The organism is Rathayibacter sp. AY1B7 (assembly GCF_002932735.1).
Taxonomy (GTDB): domain Bacteria; phylum Actinomycetota; class Actinomycetes; order Actinomycetales; family Microbacteriaceae; genus Rathayibacter.
In genome coordinates, this window is record NZ_PSWK01000041.1 from 1 (window position 1) to 20,771 (window position 20,771).

The following is a 20,771-nucleotide window of genomic DNA, read 5'->3' on the forward strand; positions in this document are numbered from 1 at the left end:
GCCCCTCTACCGGCACATGCTGTCGTCGCTGCTGCGCGCGGTGCCGGGCGTGCGGAGCCACGTGCCGCTCCGGTTCGCCCGCCGCGATGCTCAGGACAGCCGGACGCCCGTCAGCGCGAGGCCCGCGGCGGCCGCCGCGACGGCGAGCGCCGCCGTGCCGACGCCGTACCCCAGGCCGGCCGCCCAGCGCCGGTCGAGCAGCAGCCGCGCGGTCTCGACGCTCGCCGTGCTGAACGTCGTGAAGCCGCCGAGCACGCCCGTCCCGAGCACGGCCCGCCACACCGGGTCGAGGACACCGGCCAGCACGAGCCCGGTGACGACTCCGAGCAGCAGCGACCCGCTGACGTTGATCAGCGCGGTGCCGACCGGCCAGCGCGCCGGCACGAGCGACCGCGCGACCCCGTCGACGACGAGCCGTGCGGCCGCTCCGACTCCGCCCGCGAGAGCGACCGCGAGCAGCAGGCCGGGCGTCACGCCGCCGCCCTCCGCCGCCCCGCGACCGCGATGCCCAGCGCCGCGGCGAGCACGCCCAGCACGAGCGTGCCGCCGGTGTAGAGCAGGTACTCCACGACGTGGCCGCCCTCGAGCAGCGCGACCGTGTCGAGCGAGAAGGTGCTGTAGGTCGTGAATCCGCCCAGCACGCCGGTGCCGAGCAGGAGGCGCAGGGTGCGGCGCCCGCCCTCGTCCGGCCCGCGCCGCGCCAGCGCCTCGAGCAGGAGGCCCAGGAGGAACGCGCCCGGCAGGTTCACGGCGAGCGTCGCGACCGGCACGACGCCCAACGGGGGCAGTGCGGCGCCGATCGCGGCGCGGGCAGCCGTGCCGACGGCTCCGCCCGCCGCGACGAGGAGGATCGCGGAGGGGCGCAGGTGGAGGGGTCGCGTCACTCCGCGAGGTCCCAGGGCGCCGGGCGCGACGGGTCGCGGTCGGCGCGCGGGACGACGAGCACGGGGCGGTGCTGGCGGTGCGCGAGGTGGGCGGCGACGCTCCCGCTGAGGAACTCGGCGATGCTCGCGAGCACGCCCGCGTCGCGGGTACCGACCACGATCATCCGCGCGTCGACCTCCTCGGCGACCTCGGCGAGCGCCAGGGCGGGCTCGCCCCGCGCCGCGCGCAGCGACCACTGCACGGTGCTGCCGTCCAGCTCGTGCTCGACCGTCTCGCGGAGCCCGGGCGGGAGGGACGGGCCCTCGCCGCGGTCGGCCGCGGCGCCGACGAAGCCGAGCGGGATGCCGCCGGTCATCGGATCGACGTACTCGCCGACGAGGTACGGATCGGCCGAGACGGACACGAGCAGCAGGGCGGCTCCGGCGTCGGCGGCGACGCGGGCGGCGGTGCGCAGGACCTCGGGTCGCTGGCCGTCGACGATGCCGACGAGGACGGGCCCGGTGGGGGTGGGTGCGGTCATGAGGAGCTCCTTCCCGGTTGCGCCCCATCCTGGCACCGCACGGGCGCGAGCGGTCGGAGCATCCGTGCCGGATCCGTCGTGATCGTTCCGTTATGCGCGGGCCTCGGGCTAGAGTGGCTCGTCGCCGGATCCCCACCGGCCCCCGACCCCCCGTCACCACCGTCATCCGAGGAGAACGCACGCGTGTCGAAGCCAGGCATTCCCACCCCTGAGGAGAGTGCCGGCACCCCGACCACTGCACCCCTGACCCGGCGCGAGGCCCGCGAGGCCGAGCGCCGTGCGGCCCGGGCCGAGACGGAGACGGGCGCGGCGACCGCCGGCACCGCGGTCGAGGGCAGCGGATCGGACGACTCCGCCGCTTCCGCAGGCGCTGGCGACTCCGCGCCCACCGCCGTCGACGCCGCAACGGCCGTGGCGACCGCTCCGACCGTGTCGGTCGAGATCCCCGCCGTCGCCTCCCCCGCCTCCCGGTCGATCCCGGCCTCACCGCGCCGCGCGTCCGCCTCCCGCCCCGTCGCTCCCCGCGCCGCCGAGCCCGCCCGAGCCCGTGGCCTCAGCCGCCGCGCCCTGGCCTTCGGGACGTTCTCGGTGGTCGGCGGCCTCTTCGCCACGGCCGCGATCCCCGCGTACGGCGCCCGCAGCTCCTCCGCCACCGCGACCGGCCGCGCCGCCGCGAACCGGGTCGGCCTCCAGAACCTCACCGTCTCCTCCGACGCCGCCGGCCAGACCGCCGTCCGCGACGCCTTCGCCGCACCGACCCAGGCGCAGCTCGACGAGGCCAGCCGCCAGGCGGCCGTGCTCTCCGGATCCAACGGCGGCGAGTTCTCGACCGTGCAGACCCGCGCGGTCGGCGACGACTACCCGTGGCCCTACGAGACCATCGACGACGACGGCGGCGGACTCTCGCCCCTCGGCTACTACTACCGCGAGTGCGTCGACTTCGTGGCCTGGCGCCTCAACCGCGACGCCGGCCGCACCTCCGCGCCGTGGAAGTACACGTGGGGGAACATCACCCCGCTCGGCGGCAGCGCCTACGAGTGGCCGGACAACTGGGCCGCGAAGGGCTGGGCGACCAGCAGCGTCCCGATCGTCGGCTGCGTCGCGTGGTGGACCTACAACCACGTCTCGTACGTGCAGAAGGTCAACGACGACGGCACCGTGCTCCTCGAGGAGTACAACTACGGCGGCAAGCACAGCTACGTGACCCGCACCTTCCCCACCGCGCAGGTCCCGCTCTTCCTGTACCCGCCGGCCCTCTAGGGGCCTGTTCCCGTCGCGCCTCGGCGGGCGGTGCGTCGCGATCCGTCCCCAGCGCACGCCGACGGGCGAGGGGGTGCGATCGCGCGTCAGGCGAGCGCGGCGAGGAGGATCGCGAAGGCTGCCGTCGTCGTATCGACGAGCGCCATGTGGTCGGCGTCGGCGAGCTCGTGCAGCTGCACGGCGGGGTGCCGGTCGACGTATCGGCGGCTGTAAGCGACGGGGACGTCCTCGTCGAGTACGCCGTGGATCAGCGTGGTCGGCTGCGGGGGCGCTGGCATCTGCGCGGGGTCGGCGCCCGGGAGCAGCGCGAGGTCGCCGCCGAGGAGCTCCCCCACGGCGTCGTCGCTGAGGCGGTCGGCGGAGGCGGCGGCCAGGTCGAGCACGCCCGCCAGTGCCACCACAGCGGCGACGTGCGGCGACGGACGGGCGGCCTGCGACCAGACGGCGAGGTGACCGCCGGCGGAGTGGCCGACGAGGGCGACCGGTCCGGCGCCGGGCAGCAGTGCCGGGAGCGCCGCGAGCACGGCCAGGACGTCGTCGCCGGTGCCCGGCCAGCCGCCTCCCGGGTCGCCCGTGCGCCGGTACTCGGGGAGGAGCACGTCGTGCCCGCGGTCGGCCAGTGCCGCCGCGAGCGGCCGGGCGTGCCGCCGGTCCCACCGCGCGCGCCAGAATCCGCCGTGCACGAGCACGACCGGCCGGCGCGCCCCGCCGGGCGCCCCGCGGAAGACGTCCGCGATCTGCTCCGGAGCCTCCCCGTACCGGCGCACCTCGTCCGGCTCGCGCCCCTCCGACTGCTGCATCCCCCCAGTACCTCCCCGCGAGACGCCACGTCGGTGCGCCCGGCACGGCGTGTCGCGTACCGGAGCGGCATCTCGCGGAGAGGGAGGGGAGGGCGCGGGAGCTCGCGTCAGGACTCGAACCAGCCCCGGGGGTGGTGGTCGGCCGTGAGGGGCGTGCGCGGACGGGTCGGGCGGGCCCAGCGGACGGCGTTCGCCAGCACGCGCCGGATGTCCGGGTGGTGGTAGACGGGGTAGTCCTGGTCGCCGGGCGAGAAGTAGAAGACCTTCCCGAGGCCGCGGGTGTAGGTCACGCCGGAGCGGAACACCTCGCCGCCGGTGAAGGTCGACAGGAACACCGTCTCCTCCGGCACCGGGATGTCGAAGTACTCGCCGTACATCTCCTGCTCGGGGATGATCAGCGGGCTGGGCACGCCCTCGGCGATCGGATGCGTGGGCGCGATCGTCCAGACCAGCTCGCGGTCGCGGTCGTTGCGCCACCTCAGCGAGCAGGTCGTGCCCATGAGCGCCTTGAAGATCGACGAGTAGTGGCCCGAGTGCAGGACCAGGATCCCCATCCCCTCCTGCACGTGCCGCTGAACCCGCTGGACGACCTCGTCCGACACCTCCTCGTGCGCGATGTGCCCCCACCACAGGAGCACGTCCGTCGTCGCGAGCGCCTCCTCGGTGAGCCCGTGCTCGGGCTCGGGGAGCGTCGCGGTGCGCACCGAGACGGCGTCGCCGAGCGACTCCGCGAGTCCGTCCGAGATGACGCGGTGGATGCCGTCCGGGTAGTGGCGCAGCACGGTCTCGTCGCCGCGGGTCTCGTGGCGGAACTCGTTCCAGACGAGGACCTCGATCGGGGCGCTCATGCGACCGCCACCTCCTGCTTCTCGGCGGCGGAGCGGTAGATCGCGTCGACCACCCGGCTGCGGTGCAGCGCGTACTCGCCGTAGTGGCCGGAGTAGCGTGGGCCGCCCGCGGGCGCGTCGGCTCCCGAGGCGATGGCCTCCAGGAACTCGGCGATGACGGAGCGGTGGTGCCCGGCGGGGACCTTCACGTCGGGGTGCGAGACGGTCGGCGCTCCGGCGACCTCGGAGTAGAGCGTCAGAGTCCCCTCCGTGGCGTAGTCGGCGATGTGGAGGCGCGCGCCCCCGGCCGAGCCGAGCAGCTCGACCTCGATGTCCTCGTCGACCTTCGAGTAGCTCGCCCAGGAGGCGTCGAGCTGGAGCGAGCGGCCGTTGTCGAGGCGCAGCAGGGCGCTCGAGAAGTCCTCCACCTCGAACGCGTGCGTGCCGGTGGCGGCGACGCCGTGCGGGCGCCCTCCGCGGCCGGAGCGGCCGATCTCGCCGTACGCGACCGCCGAGACGCTGGTCACGCGCGGCTCGTCGAGCAGGTGCAGCGCGATGTCGAGCACGTGGGAGCCGAGGTCGATCAGCGGGCCGCCGCCGGCGAGCTCCTTGCTGGTGAACCAGGAGCCGATGCCGGGGATGCCGGTGCGCCGCTGCCAGCTCGCGCGGGCGTGGTAGACGTCGCCCAGCGGCGCGTCGTCGAGGTAGTCGCGGAGGAAGGCGACGTCGGCGCGGCGGCGGTGGTTGTACGCGATCTCGAGCACCCGGTCGTTCGTGCGGGCGGCCTCGACCATCTCGGCCGCCAGCTCAGCGGTGGTGGCGAGCGGCTTCTCGCAGAAGACGTGCTTGCCGCTCGCGAGCGCGGCCACGGCGATCGGGTGGTGCAGGTGGTTCGGGACGCCGATGGAGACGACGTCGAGGTCGTCGCGGGCGACGAGGTCCTCCCAGTCGGCGTAGAGGTCGGGGACGCCGCGGGTCGCGCCGAGTTCGTGCAGGCGCGCCTCCTCCTGGCCGGCGAGCGCGACGACGCGGGCGCCGGGCAGGGACTGGAAGGCGTCGAGGTGGGTGGTGCCGGCGAAGCCGAGGCCGACGACCCCCGCGCGCAGCTCAGTGGTGTTCTCTGTCATGCGCCGAGCCTACTCGAATCGATTCGAGCACTCCATTGGCGGTGCGGCCTCCCGGAGCATCCGACAGGCCGGCTTCAGGCCGCGAGGCGCGCCTCGAGCGCGGCGAGCGACGCGCGCAGGGCCGGCGCTTCGAGGGCGTCGCCGTCGGCGGCGGCGTGCGCGGCGGCGAACGCCTGGACCTGGCGGTGCAGCTCGACGCGGGTACCCCCGCGGGCGACGACCGCGAGCCGCTCGGCGAGGCGCACGCCGGCGCGGACGACGAGCGGCTGCTCCATCGCGTACGAGCGCAGGGCGAGGAACACGTCGGCCAGAAGCTCGCCCGCTCGAGGCCACGGGACGACCAGGCGGACGACTCCGTCGGCGTCGGAGTAGCGGCCGCGCGCCTCCGGCCGGCCGCAGAGGTCGACGAGCGCGCTGGTCAGGGCCTCGACGGCGCCGACCGCGGTGTACGGGTCGTTCGTGCCGGTCGCGAGCCCGCGGACTCCGATCTCGACCACCTGCTGGACGGCGTAGCGGAGGTCCTGGTGCGGGGTGCGGGCGTCGGCGACGACGACCGCGGCGACCGCCTCCTCCTGGGCGACGGACCCCTCCAGGACCTCGAGCACCGGGTCGCCGACGAGGACGTGGTCGCCGGGCAGCGCGAGCACCCGGAGCCGCGCGTCGCCGCTGCGGGCCAGGGCGACCAGCCGCTCGATCTCGAGCTGCTCGACGTAGCCGCCGCGCACCGCCCGCAGCACGACCGGCTCGCGCCCCGCCGGCGGCAGGGCCTCCTCCGCGTCCACCGGCTCCTCACCGTCCTCCGGATGCAGTCGCTCGATCACGTCGACGAGCTCGCCGAGCACCCGCTGCTGCAGCGTCGTCACCTGCACCGACAGCGCGATGTGGTGGATGAAGTAGACGAGCACCGCGACGTCGCCCACCGCGAGCAGCACCGAGAACGAGACGGCCACCACCGGCACGAACGTCAGCGACGCGTCCTCCTCCGTGTGCACCGCGCGCAGCACGATCAGCGAGTACAGGAACGTGGAGGTGAGTACCGCCAGGACGACCTGGTTGCCGCGGTCGGCCATGAAGTTGCGGACCAGCCGGGGCCCGTAGGCGGAGGACGTGGTCGCCAGCACCGAGATCGTGATCGAGAACGAGGTCGCGGCGACGCCCAGCATCGTCCCGCCGATCGCCGAGAGGATCGCCCGGCCGCCGGTCGGCGACAGGTCCTCGATCAGGGGGATGTCGCTGACGCCGGCGCGGACCAGCAGGTGGTCGACCTCGACCAGCCCCAGCGCCAGCCCGACGGCGAGGACGCCGAACAGGGCGGGGAGGAACCAGAAGGATTCGCGGAGGTGGAGGAGCCGGGAGCGCATCCTCGAAGGCTAGAGCGGCGCCTCCTCGCGGGCTGCGCCGCCGCGGAGGCTTGCGCGCCGGGCCGGGACGTGCCGCGGTGCCTGCCGCGGAGGCGACGTCGCGTCAGGGCCGTCCGCACTGCGGGGGCGTCGTCGCGACGGACGCCGGACGCACCGGAGGCGCCGACCCCCGGGGATCGGCGCCTCCGCAGGGCGTCAGGTGACGTTGATGAGCGTGCGCTGCCAGCCGGAGGATCCGTCGGGCGCGACCGGCGCGCGGTCCTCGATCTGGACCATGCCGTTCTTGTCGACCGCGCGGACCGCGACGTAGTGCGAGCCGGGCTGGGCGTCCCAGTCGACGAACCACTGCACCCAGGTGTCGAGGTTGACCGGGGTCGAGAGCGTCGCCTCCTGCCAGTCGCCGTTGTCGATGCTCACCTCGACCTTCTCGATGCCGATGCTCTGCGCCCAGGCGACGCCCGCGATCTTGAGAGCGCCCGAGGTGACGGGGACGCCGATCCGCGGGGTGTCGATCCGCGAGGACATCTTGATGGGGGCCTCGGCGGAGTAGCCGCGCGGGGTCCAGTAGGCCTGGTCGGCCTCGAAGGTGGTGACCTTGAGCTCGGTGAGCCACTTGGTGGCCGAGACGTAGCCGTAGAGGCCGGGCACGATCATCCGCACCGGGAAGCCGTGCTCGAACGGGAGGGGCTCGCCGTTCATGCCGACGGCGAGGATCGCGTCGAGGTTCTCGTCCGTGACCGCGGTGATCGGGGTGGACGCCGTGTAGCCGTCGCTGCTGGTGGAGAGGAGCATGTCGGCTCCGCTCTGCACGCCGGCCATCTTCAGCACGTCGCGCAGGGGGACGCCGAGCCACTTGGCGTTGCCGACGAGGTTGCCGCCGACCTGGTTCGAGACGCAGGTGAGGGTGATGCCGTACTCGTCGAGGCCCATGTCGAAGATCTGCTGGAGGTTGAGCGTCACCTCGCGGTCGACCATGCCGGTGATCTTCAGCGACCAGGCCGACGGGTCCAGGTTGGGCACGGTGAGGGCGGTGTCGACGCGGTAGAAGTCGGCGTTCGGCGTGTAGAGCGGGGTGATGCCCTCGATGTCGAGCTCGGCGCCCGCGGGGACCGAGACGGTGCTGCGCGGGGACGGCAGGCGCAGGGCGTCGCGGACACCGGCGAGGGAGGAGGTCGCCGCGTTGACCAGGCGGGCACCGGTGCCGACGACGGCCGCGCCGACGGCGGAGATCAGCGCGATGCGGAAGAAGCCGCGGCGCTCGAGGGCGCCCGGACGGGCCTCGGAGGATGTTCCCCTGGCCTCCGAGACCCGGGCCGCACGCCAGCCGCGCAGGCGCGTGAAGAGGAGGTGCATGACGACGACGGCGACGACGAGTCCGACCAGCGTGGGCACCGCAGCGAGCGGCGACGCTCCCGTGCGGGTCACGATGGCGGCGATCGAGAGGCCGCCGGCGATCACGAGCAGCACCTGGCCGAGCGGCGGGCGGACCAGCTGGAGCACTCCGGCGATCGCGGCGGCGACGACGACCGCGGCGCCCACGCTGCCGAGCAGGAAGGTCTTGTCGTTCTCGCCGAACGTCTCGATCGCGAACTCCTTGAGCGGGCGCGGGACGATGTCGACGATGAAGGCGCCGAGCGCGAGCACGGGGCTCGCGGTGCGGGCGACCGCGAGGGCGATGAGCTCGGCGACGGCGAGGAGGACTCCGCCCGTGACGATGCCCGCGAGGGCGGCGAGCAGGAAGTAGAGAGCTCGATGCTCGCGCACGGGTGCCGCTGTCTGGTTCATGGAGGAGAGTTTTCTCCCGCGACCTGCCGTTTCCCAGGGTGTCCCTGGTTTGGTCGTGTAGGCGCCTTTTTCATAACGAACAGGTAACGCACAGCGGCGGCATCTCGACGGGATCACCTCTCGCTCGGCCCGCCGCCGGGCCTCACCGCGCGCGACGCCCCCGCCGGAGGACCGCCGCGTTCGCGGTGACGATGAGGGCGATGCCGATCCATCCGGCCGCGCCGACGTCCTGCCCGAGCACGACCGCGCCGATGAGGGCGGCCAGGACGGGGTTGGCGCTCATGAGCGTCCCGAACACGCTCGCCGGGAGCCTCCGGAGCGCGATCACGTCGGCCACGAACGGGACGGCCGTCGCCAGGACGCCGGCGCCGACCGCCAGGAGCACGGTGCCCGCGTCGGGGCGCGTCGAGACGAGCGTCCAGACGGCGACGGGCAGGAAGACGGCGGCGGAGATCCCGGTCGCCGTGGCGGTCCCCTGCGCTCCGGGCAGACGGAGTCCGATGATCCGGTTGAGCAGGATGTACGCGGCCCAGCAGCACGCGGCCGCGAGACCGAGCGCGATCCCCAGCTGGTCGGACGAGGGCCTCGGCCCGGCGATCGCGACGACGCCCGCTCCGGCGACGAGGGCGCAGAGCGCGCTGGTCCTGCTCCGGGAGCCGAGGAGCGCGACCGCCAGCGGCCCGCAGAACTCCAGGGTCACCGCCAGCCCCAGCCCGATGCGGTCGATGGCCGCGTAGAGCGTGAGGTTCATCGCTCCGAACACCACGGCGAGGAGCAGGACGGGCCACCACTGCGCGCGGGTCAGGTCGCGGATCCGCGGCCGCACGACCGGGAGGAGGATCAGCGCGGCGACGATCTGCCGGACGGCGACCACTCCGACGGATCCCAGGACCGGGAAGGCCAGAGTCCCGGAGGCCGCCCCGAGCTGATTCGAGAGGGCGCTCGCGAGGGCGGTCGCGACGCCGACGGTCCGTCCGTCGCCGGGGAGCTGCTTCGTCATGCCGGAAGTCTGCGAGCCGTCCGGCCCCGGCTCACAATGCATAACCGGTCCGATCGATGCGGGAACCGCATGAATAGGATGCGGTCATGGATCTGGAACTGCGCCACCTCCGGTCGTTCGTCGGCGTCGTGGACGCCGGGACCTTCACCGACGCGGGGATCGACCTCGGCATCTCCCAGACGGCGGTCTCCCGCAACGTCGCGGCGCTCGAGTCCGTCCTCGGACGAAGGCTCCTCCACCGGACGACCCGCAGCGTCGAGCTCGCGCCGGCGGGCGAGCGGGTGCTGCGGCACGCCCGCCGCGTCCTGGCCGTCGTCGACGATCTGCGCGAGGAGGCGGCGGCCGGAACGGACACGATCCGGATCGGCTACGCCTGGTCGGCTCTCGGCGAGCACACCCAGGAGTTCCAGCGCCGCTGGGCCGCGGCGCTCCCCCGCCACGAGCTGCGGCTGATCCGCTCCAACACGCCCACCGCGGGGCTCGCGGAGGGCCTCAGCGACCTCGCGATCCTCCGGCGCGGATCTCCGGCTGCGGACGTCGAGTCGGCTCTGATCGGCACCGAGAAGCGCTACTGCGCCCTGTCCGTCGACGACCCGCTCGCCGCGAAGCGCACGGTCACCCTCGCCCAGGTGGCGACCGCTCCGCTCGCGCTCGACGACCGGACCGGGAGCACCCGGCTCGACCTCTGGCCCGAGCACGACCGGCCGCGGATCACCGTCCCGACGACCGACGTCGACGACTGGCTCACGGTGATCAGCAGCGGCTCCGCCCGCGGAGTGACCGCGGAATCGACGGTGAGCCAGTACCGACGGCAGGGCCTCGCCTACCGGGTCGTCCGCGACGCCCCGCCGGTCCCCGTGCACGCCGCGTGGATCCGGAGCGACCCGCCGCCCCTCCTGGGCGACGTCATCGGGCTGCTCCAGGGCCTCTACCGCACCTCCGACTGACGACGACGGCCGCCGGGGCGATCCCCGGCGGCCGTCGTCGTCACGTCACTTGCAGGTGAGAGCGGAGTACGCGGCCTGCTTCGTGGTGGTCACCGATGCTCCGTCCACGGTCGCCGTCGCGGTCACCGTCGCCGAGCCCGCGGCCACCGAGGCGGAGCGGGTGGTGAAGGCGTGCGAGGCGCTCGACCCGGGAGCGATCCCGGTGAACGCCTTCGAGCCCCAGGAGGACGCGATGGTGATCGCCGCCGGGACCTTCGCGTCGTTCCGAGCGGAGACCGTCACCACGACCTTGCCCGCCACGCAGCGGCTGGTGGCCGCCACGGTCGTCGGTACCGTCGCCGCGGAGGCGCGGACGATGGAGAGGCGGTAGGTCGCTGTCGTCGTGTGGTCCTGCGCCGACGACTCGACGACCACGCTCGTCGTGCCCGACGCCGCGAGCGGCACCGTGCGGCGGAGGGTGTCGTCGATCAGCACGCCGTCGACCTTCACCAGGCCGCTGGGCACGGCCGGGTCCAGGTCGAGCGAGACGCTCGTCGTGCCGGCCGGCACCGTGAGCGTGTGGTCCCTGACCCCGGCGGCGAGAGCCGGCGAGAGCGTCCCGACGTCGGAGGAGAGCTTCGTCAGCTCCGGGTCCGCAGCGTAGGTGGTCGACTCGGTCGTGTAGACCCCGAAGACACCGCCGACGTAGCTGGATCCGGTGCCCTGGAAGCGCACCGTGACGACGGGGATCTTCTGCCCCTTCGCGTCGAGCACGTACTTCCCGCTCTGGTCGCGCTTGTAGCTGTCCTTCGCGGCGAGACCGCTGAGGATCGACGCCGGGATCCGGTCGTACTGGACGTACCAGCTCGTCGCTCCGGCCGCTCCCGAGACCACCTCGGTCTTGAGCTTCACGTCGTTGAGGTAGACGTCGAAGGTGCGTCCCGCGTCGCCGCCGTAGTAGCGGACCCCGAGGTAGTTCGCCGGCAGAGCCGGGTCGACGATCATGTCGTACTGGAAGTACGCCTCCGCCGAGCGCTCGCCGTCGCGGTACCCCTCGCCGCGCCAGGTCCCCACCGAGGACCGCGCGGTCTTGTAGTTCTTGTCGGCCTCGCTGTTGTTGTTGTCGAAGGAGGTGAGGGAGTCGATCGTCGTCTCGTCGACGCGCAGCTGCTCCTTCTGCGTCCGGATCAGCTCCTGGGCCGCGGCCGAGTCGGGCTCGATCAGGGTCATGTAGGTCGCGTAGCGGGCGTTGTAGAGGCTGTAGTACGGAGTGAACACCCGGGCGGCGGACGCGGCGTCGACGTTCTTCATGCCGAAGCGCATCGTCGTGCGGCCGTTGCCGTCCGCGCCGTCGGGCAGGCGGACCAGGTTGCCGCGGACCGCGGACTTCCAGGCCGCGGAGTCCGCGACGACGACGTTCGAGTTCACGGACTTGTCGGCCGTGCCCATGCGCACCAGGACGCCGGCGACGTAGGACGCCTCGACGTTCGAGCGGTTGAGCTCGGTCGCCAGCAGCACCGGTCCGTAGCGGAACGCGGTCCAGTCGGGGTTCTCCGTGTCCGCGACCGCGCTGACCGCGGCGGGCAGCTTCCAGGTCAGCACGTCACCGGCGGCGACGGCGACCGAGACGTATCCGGCCTGGGCCGTGACGGCACGGACGGCACCGTTCACGGTGAGCGTCGGCGCTCCGTCGATCCAGGACGGCACGCGCAGCTTGAGGGTCGTGTCCGCGGCCACGGCTCCTCCGGCCAGCGCTTCGACCCTCAGGGTCGCCGTGTCCGTGCTCGGGATGTCCGCCGTCTGGGTCAGCCGGAGGTTGTTCGCGGAGGAGCGGAGGACCGAGGAGCGGAACTGGTTCACGAAGACGGTCTTCGGCTTCTCGAAGTAGATCGAGTCGCCGAGCTTGGTGAAGCTCTCGATACCCGAGCCGTGGTCGCACCAGAACTCGTCGAGCTCGTGCCCGAAGACCTTGGCGTAGCCCGCGGTCTGCGGCTGGAAGTAGGTCACCATGCCGGTGTCCGGGTTCTGCACCGAGAGGACGCCGTTGATGAACGTCTCCTCGTAGAAGTCGGCGTACTTCACGTCCTCGGTCACCTGGAACAGCGCCCGGGTGAGCTTGAGCATGTTGTAGATGTTGCAGCCCTCGGAGGTCGAGTTCTCGCCGTAGCCGGTGGTCTGGCCGTTCGTGGCGTACTCGTACAGGGTGCCGGGTGCGTGGAAGTGCTCGGACTGGCTGTTGCCGCCGTTGGCGTAGGTGTGGGTCTCGTCGACCATGCGCCAGAAGTTCTCGGCGGCACGGCGGTACATGTCGAGATCCGACTTCTCCGCGGCGGTGAGCGTGGCGTAGAGCGCCGGGTCGTCGGTGAAGACGCGGTAGCGCTTCAGCGCGCCGATCAGCTTCGGGACGGTCGTGTTCGCGTGCAGCCCGTTGAGGACGTCCTCGTTGTTCGCGAGCTTCTGGAACAGCGCGGTCTCGTCGAAGTACTCGGCCGCGCGCTTGTGGGCCGGGTCGTGCGTGGTCTCGTACAGGCGGTAGAGCGCCTCGTTCATTCCGCCGTACTCCGTGTTCAGGAGCTGCCCGGGGTTGGCCTGGCGGCCCGCCCAGGCGGTGATCCAGCTGCCGAAGCCGCCGGCGACGGTGAGCGCCTTCTGCGAGACGGCGTCGGGCGCCTGGTCGTGGGCGTCGAGGAGGCCTGCGAGCACCTTGTGCAGGTTGTAGAAGGGGACGAGCAGGCCGTCGCCGCCCGAGGGGAGGTAGCGGGTCGGGAACGGCGAGACGTAGCCGGCGTTCGCGGGGTCCTTCAGCGCGTAGGCGTCCTGGACCTTCTTCAGACCGTCGACGGAAGCGGTGAGCTTCGCGAGCAGAGCCGCCTTGGTGGCCGCGTCCTCCTCGGTCGCGTAGGCCTGCGAGAGCGCCGAGAGGTAGTGGCCGAAGAAGTGGCCCTGGAACCGGGTGCCGTTCTCGCGCTCCCAACCCCCGTATCCGCCGCTGGTGGTCGGCGTGAGCCCGGCCTCGCGGTAGAAGGAGTAGAGGAACATCTCGGGGTCGAGGCTCAGCAGGTACTCGACGGTCTGCTGCTCCCCGTTCTCGAGGTAGGGGTCCTGCACGGAGACGTCGGACAGGCCGGCCTCCAGAAGGTAGTTCGACGTCTTCACTCCCCGGGGCTGCACCTGGAGAGTGTAGGTCTTCGTGACCGCGGTGCTGCCCCCGTAGGTGGCGGAGCCGGTGAGGACGACCTGCGTCGCGGAGCCGGTGGGCGGCGTGACCGCGGCCGTGCCTCCGCTGATCGCGACGGTCGCCGGGTCGGAGGAGGTCCAGCTGAGGGCGGACCCCTTCGCGCCGACGGTGGGCAGGGTGAAGCCGGTGCTGGTGCTCGCGGGCGGGGCGACCAGCTCGAGGTCGGCCCGGGCGATGCTCGCGGGGTCGAAGGAGGGGTTGCCGGCCTTCGTCAGGGCGACGACGTCGGTGGTGGTCGCGACGCCGTTGTAGAGCGCGTAGTCGTCGAGCAGGCCGCGCAGGTGCGCGCCGTTGTACTGGGGGCCGTTGAAGCCGAGGGTCTTCGTCGACGTGCTCTCGGAGCCGAGGACGCCGGACGCGGAGGAGGACGGCGCGGTCTTGACGACGGCGGTCTGCTTCACCCCGTTGCGGTAGAAGGCGACGGCCTTGGTGCTCTTGTCGTACGTGGCGACCACGTGCGTCCACTCCCCCGCGGGGAAGAAGCCGGAGCGGGCGGTCTCGACGGCGACCTTGTACGGCTGACCGCCGGACGGGCCGATCGAGAGGGCGAGCGGAGTGCCGTCGCCCTCGGAGGTGAGGTACCAGCCGTCGGAGTTGTAGGCGGTCTTGTTCCAGGTGAAGACCTGCTCACCGGTCATCGCGCTGGTCGGCTTGTACCAGAACGAGACGGTGAGGTCGGCGGGCTGCAGCGCCGCCGCAGTGCCGAGCGAGATCGCGTTCGATCCGGTGAACTCGAACGCCCGGCCGTTCAGGCCGGTGCCGTAGGAGGCGGTGCCCTTCTGCATCCCGAGGGCGGTACCACGACCGCTGGTGTCGGCGAGCGACCCGTCGAACGGGAGCTCGAGCACCTTCGCGGCGTCGAGCGAGGTGGTGGGGGCGGCCTGGGCCGTGGGGCCGACCGACAGGAGACCCGCCGTCAGCGCCATCACCGCCACGGTGGCCAGGGGGAGTCGTCGTCTCATTCGTGAGGCCTCTCGTCGTTGAGAAATCCGGCCCAGGGGGGCGGGCCGCCTCGAATGTTACCGTTAACAACTGTTTTCGGTGAGGTTTCGGTGAGAGGACTGACAGGGCCCTCGGGTGCTCAGCGGCGCCGGTCCAGAGCCGCCCGGAGGTACGGAGCGGTGCGGCTGCCCGCGGCCTCGGCGACCTCCTCCGGAGTGCCCGTCGCGACCACCGAGCCGCCGGCCCGGCCCGCCCCCGGGCCGAGGTCCACGACCCAGTCCGCGTCGGCGACGACGCGCATGTCGTGCTCGACGACGATCACCGTGTTGCCCGCGTCGACCAGGTGCTGCAGGTGCTCGAGCAGGCGGTCGGCGTCGGCGGGGTGCAGGCCCGACGTCGGCTCGTCGAGCAGGTAGAGCGTGTCCCCGCGCTGGGCGCGACGCAGCTCCGAGGCGAGCTTCACCCGCTGCGCCTCTCCCCCGGACAGCTCGGGCGCCGGCTGGCCGAGCGAGACGTAGCCGAGCCCCACGTCCACCAGCGCGTCGAGGTGGCGGGCGACATCGCGGTCCTCGGCGAAGGCCTCGCGCGCATCGGCGACGCTCAGCGCGAGGACGTCGGCGATCGTCCGGCCGCCCAGGGTGACCTCGAGGGTCTCGTCGTTGTACCGCGTGCCGCCGCACGCCGAGCAGGGCGCCTCGACGGTCGGGAGGAACAGCAGCTCCACCTCCACGGAGCCCTCGCCCCTGCAGACGGGGCAGCGCCCGCTGGGCAGGTTGAAGGAGAAGCGGCTCGCCGAGAAGCGGCGGCGCTTCGCCTCCGGGGTGGCCGCGAAGAGCGTCCGCACCCGGTCGAACAGGCCCGTGTACGTCGCGACGTTCGAGCGCGAGGTCCGGCCGATCGGGGTCTGGGTCACCTGCACCACCCGGCGCAGGCGGTCCGCGGGCCCGGAGGCGGTGCCGCGGGTCGCCGCCGCCGCCGCGTCGAGCAGCGGGTCCGCCTCCCCGCCCTCCTCCGCCGGCGCGTCCTCGGCGACGTCGGCGCGGAGCGAGGCGCGCAGCAGATCGGGCAGCGCCTGGTTCACGAGCGTCGACTTGCCCGATCCGGAGACACCGGTGACCGCGGTGAGCACCCCGACCGGGAACGCGACGGAGAGGTCGTCGAGGGTGTGCCGCGAGACGCCGGCGAGCTCGATCCACTGCTCCGCGGTGCGGCGGGAGCGCAGCGGCGCCGGGTCGCCCTCGGGGAAGAGGTAGCGGCGGGTGACGGAGTCGCGGGCGCCCGGCAGGCCGTCGAGCGGGCCGGAGTAGACGACGGTGCCGCCCCCCGACCCCGCGCCCGGGCCGATGTCGACGATCCAGTCGGCCTCGCGGATGACGTCGAGGGAGTGCTCGACGAAGAAGACGGTGTTGCCGGTCGCCCGCAGGGTCCGCAGGATGCCGAGCAGCGCCTCCGTGTCGGCGGGGTGCAGGCCCGTGGACGGCTCGTCGAGCACGAAGACGACGCCGAAGAGGCGCGAGAGCACCTGCGTCGCGAGGCGCATCCGCTGGAGCTCCCCCGAGGAGAGTGTCGGCGTGGAGCGGTCGAGCGAGAGGTGGCCGAGGCCCAGGTCGACGATCGGCGCGAGGCGGGCGACGAGGTCCTCGACCAGCCGCTGCGCGGCCAGGCGGGTCTGCGGAGCGCCGTCGGCCGGGGTCCAGCCGGGCTCCAGCACGCGCCGCGCGACGACGACCAGCTCCTCGAGCGGGAGCGCCGACAGCTCGGTGATGTCGAGCCCCTCGAAGGTGACGGCGAGCGCGTCGGGCTTCAGCCTCCGGCCGCCGCACACCGGGCAGGCGACGCTGACGACGAACGAGGCCGCGCGCTCGCGCATCCGGGCGCTCTTCGAGCCGGCGAAGGTGTCGAGCACGTAGCGGCGCACCCCGAGGAACGTGCTCATGTAGCGCGGCTCGTCCCCGGCGGCCACGGAGGCGCGCACCTCCGCGGGCGAGCGGTCGGTCCACACGGGGACCTGCGGCGAGTCGGGCGTGTGCAGGATCCAGTCGCGGTCCTCCGCGGGCAGATCGCGCCACGGAGCGTCGATGTCGTGGCCGAGCGAGATCAGGCTGTCGCGCAGCTGCTTGCCGTGCCAGGCGGTCGGCCAGGCGGCGAGCGCCCCGTCGCGGATCGAGAGGGAGTCGTCCGGCACCATCAGCTCGTCGGGGACGTCGTAGACCCGGCCGATGCCGTGGCAGCTGGGGCATGCGCCCTGCACGGTGTTGGCCGAGAAGTCCTCTGCGAGCAGCATCGGCGCGCCCTCGGGGTAGGCGCCGATGCGCGAGAACACCATCCGCACCACGCTCGAGAGCGTCGTCGCACTGCCGACCGTGGAGCGGGCCGAGCCTCCGGAGCGCCGCTGCGGGAGGGCGACGGCCGGCGGCAGGCCCTCGATAGAGTCGACGTCCGGCACGCCGACCTGGTCGATCAGCCGCCGCGCGTAGGGGGCGACCGACTCGAAGTAGCGGCGCTGCGCCTCCGCGTAGAGCGTGCCGAAGGCGAGCGAGCTCTTGCCCGATCCCGAGACCCCCGTGAAGGCGACGAGGGCGTCGCGCGGCACGTCGACGTCGATGCTCCGGAGGTTGTTCTCGCGGGCGCCGCGCACGCGGACGTGGTCGAGGGGGTCGGTGGTTCCAGGCGCGCTCATCCGTACAGCCTGCCGTGCCGGGATGTGGGGCAGCCGCCGCGGAGCTCCGAGGCGCTCGACGCCGAGACGGCCCGCTCCCGGCCGAGGCACCGCAGTGGGGCGGTGTCTCGGCGGGGGCGGGCCGTCTCGGCGTCAGCGGCGCGCGTGCGTCAGCAGGTGCGCGCCGGGTAGGCCGCGGTCAGGGCGCCCGCGGTGAGCGAGGCGGCCGGGACCGAGGCCTGACGGGTGGTGAAGGCGGCCGAGGCGCTGGCGCCGGGGGCGGCGGTCAGCGTCTGCGAGGCGCCGAACGGCGAGCGGATGACGACCGAGAGGGGCGTCGTGCCCGTGTTCTTCACCACTCCGGTGAGGACGACCTTGCCCGCGACGCAGCGGGTGGACGCGGTGAGCGTCGAGGTCGGTGCCGTCACCACCACGGTCGCGGTGACCGTGACGGCCGTGGAGCTCGAGAGCCGACGGTCGGCGGCGTTGTAGGCCGTCGATCCGTTCGCGCCCACCCACTGGTTGTCGTTCGCACCGATCGTGCGGACGACTCCGGTGACGGAGTAGCGGCCGGGCGCCGTCGCCACCGCGGAGGTGTTCCAGGTGACCGGCTGCGAGGCGGTGCCCCGGTTGTAGGCGAGCACGACGTCGGCGCGGGCGGGCAGAGCCGCCGCGGCGTCGGTGCCGGAGGCGACCGTCACCTCGCCGAGGTCCGAGCGGACCGCGGAGGCGGCGTCGGCCGAGCGGACCTCGGCGTACTGCCCCGCGGTCAGCGAGACGATGCCGCCGTGCTTGGTCGACGAGGCGAGCGAGAAGCCCGGGTCGGTGAGCTGGGTCCAGCCCGTGTCGAGGTCGTTCGTCACCATCGGCTTGTAGCCGGTCGCGGGGATCACGTCGACGTACAGGTACCAGGTGTCCTCGCCGTGGTCCTTGAACACCGCGGGGCCCTCGACCCCACCGGGGTTGCCGCCGGACCACACCGCGCCGATGCGCGACTGGATCTGCGTCCACGAGGTCGTCGGCAGCCACCAGGTCGCCGAGGTGGTCGACTCCATGTAGATGCCCTTGCCGGTGCCGTTGTCCTTCGAGATCCGGTAGGTCGTGCCGGAGTCCTGGATCAGCGTGGTGTCGATCGTGTCGGCCCCGGTGTCGATGAAGGTGCCGCCGTACGAGTAGGTGGCCTGCGTGAAGTCCGTGGTCGCTCCCCAGAGCACGCGGGAGGATCCGGTGCCCGGCGTGTGCGCCGCGGTCGGGTAGACCGTCGAGGACCAGTAGACGACGAACGCGCCCTTGCCGGGTCCCGCGTAGTCCGGCACCCACGTGGCCTCGGGAGCCCACATCATGCCGGCCTCGAGCTTCTTCGTCCCCGCGGCGTCGAGCGCCACGTCGAACTGGCGGACGTCGCTCCACGACACGAGGTCGCTCGACTCCCAGACGTTCATCTTCGTGCTGCCCTTGGTGGTCCAGTAGCACCAGGTGTCGCAGGTGCTGGGGCCCCGGTCGCCGCCGAAGACGCGGAGGTCCGTGGCGATGATGTAGTACTTCTTCGTGTCGGGGTTGTAGGTCAGGTACGGGTCGCGGACACCGGTGGTGCCGAGGTCGGAGGCCAGGATCGGCTTCGCGCCGTTGAGCGGGTCCCACTTCTCCGGGTCGTCGCCGCGGGAGACGTCGAGGTAGATCTTCTCGGCGTAGCCCTGGGAGTCCTCGACGAAGTGGACCATCATGTAGCCGTAGGGGGTGTCGACGCCGACCTGCGGCTCGACCGTCACGGCGATCGAGCGGGTCTGCACGATTCCGCGGATCGACGCCGTCGCGGTGAGCGACGAGGTGCGCGCGGCCTGGCCCACGGCGGGGCGGTCGGCGCTGAGGGTGCGGCCGTCGGCCGAGACGCGCAGGGTCGGGTCGCTGGAGGACCAGGTCACCGCTCCCCCGTAGTCGGGCAGGTTCGTGGTCGAGTCGTCGACGGTGAGCGGGGCGACCCCGGCCAGCACGGCGGCGGCGATCGGGGAGAACGTGGAGGCGTGAGGCTTCGCGTCGACGCTCGACACGGCCACCACCTCCGCCCCGGTGAGCGCGCGGTCGTAGACGCGGAACGCCGAGACCTCGCCCGTGTAGAACGGGTCGGGGTACGGTGCGCGGCCGATCGTGTTGAGCGACTGGTCGGCCACCGACGAGGGGCGCAGGGCGGTGGGCGCCGAGGCGACCTGGACGCCGTCGACGAAGAACGAGATCGTGCCGGCGCTGCCGTCGATCACCGACGTGAGGCTGTACCAGCGGTCGGCGGTGAGGGCGGAGGCGCTGCGGGCGTTGTTCTCGCCGTTCCCTCCGCTGGTCGTGATCGCGGTGCGCACCCGGTCGCGGACGGACGCGAACCAGTACTGGTTCGTACTGTCGCTGCCGATGTTCCACAGGAAGTGGAAGTTCGAGAGCATCGACGCGTCGGCGCGGGTCTCGATCGTGACGGTGGCCGACGAGCGGCCGGTCAGCAGGTTCGCGGGCAGCTGCACCCAGGGGGCGGTGGTGCTGCTCTTGGGGCCGCCGGTGAGGCGGAGCGACGTGCCGGTCCAGAGCGCGTCGGTCGCGTTGCGGACGGTGGCGGCTCCCACGCCTCCGCTCACGGTGTTCGGGACCGTGCTGCCGGTGGTCTGCGTGAACCGGTAGTCGGCGAGGAGGCCCTGCTGCGGGATCACGGCATCGGCCGCCTGCGCGGCCGGAGCCGGGGCGACGAGGCCCGAGAGCAGCACTGCTCCGAGGCCGAGCGCGGCGAGCGCGGCGCGCAGCGGCGCTCGCCGCGCGGGTGTGGTGGTGGGGGGCATGGTGCTCCTTCAGTGGAGTGGTGCGGTTCAGGGAGGGGGAGAGGATCTCGGGGTGCCGAGCCCTGCTGGGTCGAGCAGCGCCGTCAGGGGCGTGTCGGAGCCTGTGTGCGGAGCACGAAGGGCTCGATACGCCGCCGGGCGGCTGCTCGACCGGCAGGGAGGGGCAGCTGCTCGACCGGCACGAGGGATCAGCCGCCGGGGTTCGTGTCGGTGTACCCGGTGGTCGGGGCGGTGGTGCCGAGTGCCGCGAGGGTGGGCGCCCTCCGCATCACGACGGAGTTGCCCGGGCTGTCGCCACCATGGAGCAGTCGCCGTCGTGGAACTCGATCGCGGGGTCGGCGGTGTCCGGCGCGATCGGGTCGGTGGAGGTCGGCTCGCCGAGGGCGACGGCCGGGGAGGCGGCGGTGAAGGGCAGCGGAGCCACCGCGGCGAGGAGGATCAGCAGCCCGGCCGTGTGGCGGCGCCGGAGCCCCGCGGATCGGGGGAGCTCGGCGTCGACGGGCGTCGATGCGGTCGTCATCGTGACTCCATCGTCAGGGGCGGCGTGGGGCCCGGAGGCGCACCGTGAGCGGCGCGCCCCCGGGGGCGCGCCGCTCACGGTGCGCCTCCGGGCCCCACGCCGCCC

Annotated in this window: 15 protein-coding genes; 2 read left to right on the forward strand and 13 right to left on the reverse strand. The window is 73.0% G+C overall.

The genetic code is table 11. From position 1 onward, the window contains the following. Window positions 1-90: 90 nt before the first annotated feature. From C5C95_RS15865 to C5C95_RS17615, 3 genes are read right to left on the reverse strand one after another with little or no spacing between them, the layout of a single operon-like run. On the reverse strand, window positions 91-474 hold the full coding sequence (locus C5C95_RS15865) for a CrcB family protein (RefSeq protein WP_104226584.1): 384 nt from the start codon (window positions 472-474) through the stop codon (window positions 91-93). Then, window positions 471-884 (reverse strand): CrcB family protein, encoded by a 414-nt coding sequence (locus C5C95_RS17610; protein WP_104313543.1) that lies wholly within the window; start codon window positions 882-884, stop codon window positions 471-473. The genes C5C95_RS15865 and C5C95_RS17610 overlap by 4 nt, the downstream gene beginning before the upstream one ends. Further along, on the reverse strand, window positions 881-1,405 hold the full coding sequence (locus C5C95_RS17615; protein ID WP_104239244.1) for a universal stress protein: 525 nt from the start codon (window positions 1,403-1,405) through the stop codon (window positions 881-883). The genes C5C95_RS17610 and C5C95_RS17615 overlap by 4 nt, the downstream gene beginning before the upstream one ends. Window positions 1,406-1,588: 183 nt before the next feature. On the opposite strand from C5C95_RS17615, the gene C5C95_RS15875 reads away from it, so the two are divergent. Further along, window positions 1,589-2,665, forward strand: a complete 1,077-nt coding sequence (locus tag C5C95_RS15875) for a CHAP domain-containing protein (RefSeq protein WP_181125735.1) — start codon at window positions 1,589-1,591, stop codon at window positions 2,663-2,665. An 86-nt stretch (window positions 2,666-2,751) separates the two neighbouring features. Here the strand turns inward: C5C95_RS15875 and C5C95_RS15880 are convergent, their stop codons facing one another. From C5C95_RS15880 to C5C95_RS15905, 6 genes are all read right to left on the reverse strand, one after another. Beyond that, a complete protein-coding gene (locus C5C95_RS15880; RefSeq protein WP_104324821.1) occupies window positions 2,752-3,465 on the reverse strand; it encodes an alpha/beta hydrolase in 714 nt (237 codons plus the stop codon). Between the two features lie 107 nt (window positions 3,466-3,572). After that, window positions 3,573-4,313, reverse strand: coding sequence for a ThuA domain-containing protein (locus C5C95_RS15885; protein WP_104324822.1), 741 nt, complete (start codon window positions 4,311-4,313; stop codon window positions 3,573-3,575). Next, window positions 4,310-5,419, reverse strand: a complete 1,110-nt coding sequence (locus tag C5C95_RS15890; protein ID WP_104324823.1) for a Gfo/Idh/MocA family protein — start codon at window positions 5,417-5,419, stop codon at window positions 4,310-4,312. The genes C5C95_RS15885 and C5C95_RS15890 overlap by 4 nt, the downstream gene beginning before the upstream one ends. A gap of 74 nt (window positions 5,420-5,493) precedes the next feature. Continuing rightward, the gene (locus C5C95_RS15895) at window positions 5,494-6,780 is read right to left on the reverse strand and encodes a DUF2254 domain-containing protein (RefSeq protein ID WP_104324824.1); all 1,287 of its coding nucleotides are present in this window, start codon (window positions 6,778-6,780) and stop codon (window positions 5,494-5,496) included. Window positions 6,781-6,975: 195 nt separating this feature from the next. Then, the gene (locus C5C95_RS15900; protein ID WP_104324825.1) at window positions 6,976-8,565 is read right to left on the reverse strand and encodes a molybdopterin-dependent oxidoreductase; all 1,590 of its coding nucleotides are present in this window, start codon (window positions 8,563-8,565) and stop codon (window positions 6,976-6,978) included. 142 nt (window positions 8,566-8,707) lie between these two features. Further along, window positions 8,708-9,565, reverse strand: a complete 858-nt coding sequence (locus tag C5C95_RS15905) for a DMT family transporter (RefSeq protein WP_104324826.1) — start codon at window positions 9,563-9,565, stop codon at window positions 8,708-8,710. A gap of 86 nt (window positions 9,566-9,651) precedes the next feature. On the opposite strand from C5C95_RS15905, the gene C5C95_RS15910 reads away from it, so the two are divergent. Next, window positions 9,652-10,512, forward strand: coding sequence for a LysR family transcriptional regulator (locus C5C95_RS15910; RefSeq protein ID WP_104222432.1), 861 nt, complete (start codon window positions 9,652-9,654; stop codon window positions 10,510-10,512). Between the two features lie 45 nt (window positions 10,513-10,557). Here C5C95_RS15910 and C5C95_RS15915 read toward each other — a convergent pair whose 3' ends face one another. The 4 genes from C5C95_RS15915 to C5C95_RS15930 form a co-directional block, all read right to left on the reverse strand. Then, the gene (locus tag C5C95_RS15915) at window positions 10,558-14,691 is read right to left on the reverse strand and encodes a beta-L-arabinofuranosidase domain-containing protein (RefSeq protein ID WP_104324827.1); all 4,134 of its coding nucleotides are present in this window, start codon (window positions 14,689-14,691) and stop codon (window positions 10,558-10,560) included. Between the two features lie 119 nt (window positions 14,692-14,810). Next, window positions 14,811-17,351: an excinuclease ABC subunit UvrA gene (locus C5C95_RS15920; protein ID WP_104324828.1), complete on the reverse strand. Its 2,541-nt coding sequence runs from the start codon at window positions 17,349-17,351 to the stop codon at window positions 14,811-14,813. Between the two features lie 149 nt (window positions 17,352-17,500). Further along, complete coding sequence (locus C5C95_RS15925) at window positions 17,501-20,146, reverse strand: LamG-like jellyroll fold domain-containing protein (protein ID WP_104222429.1); 2,646 nt, start codon at window positions 20,144-20,146, stop codon at window positions 17,501-17,503. A 268-nt stretch (window positions 20,147-20,414) separates the two neighbouring features. Continuing rightward, window positions 20,415-20,666, reverse strand: coding sequence for a hypothetical protein (locus tag C5C95_RS15930; RefSeq protein ID WP_104226573.1), 252 nt, complete (start codon window positions 20,664-20,666; stop codon window positions 20,415-20,417). Between the last annotated feature and the right edge of the window lie 105 nt (window positions 20,667-20,771).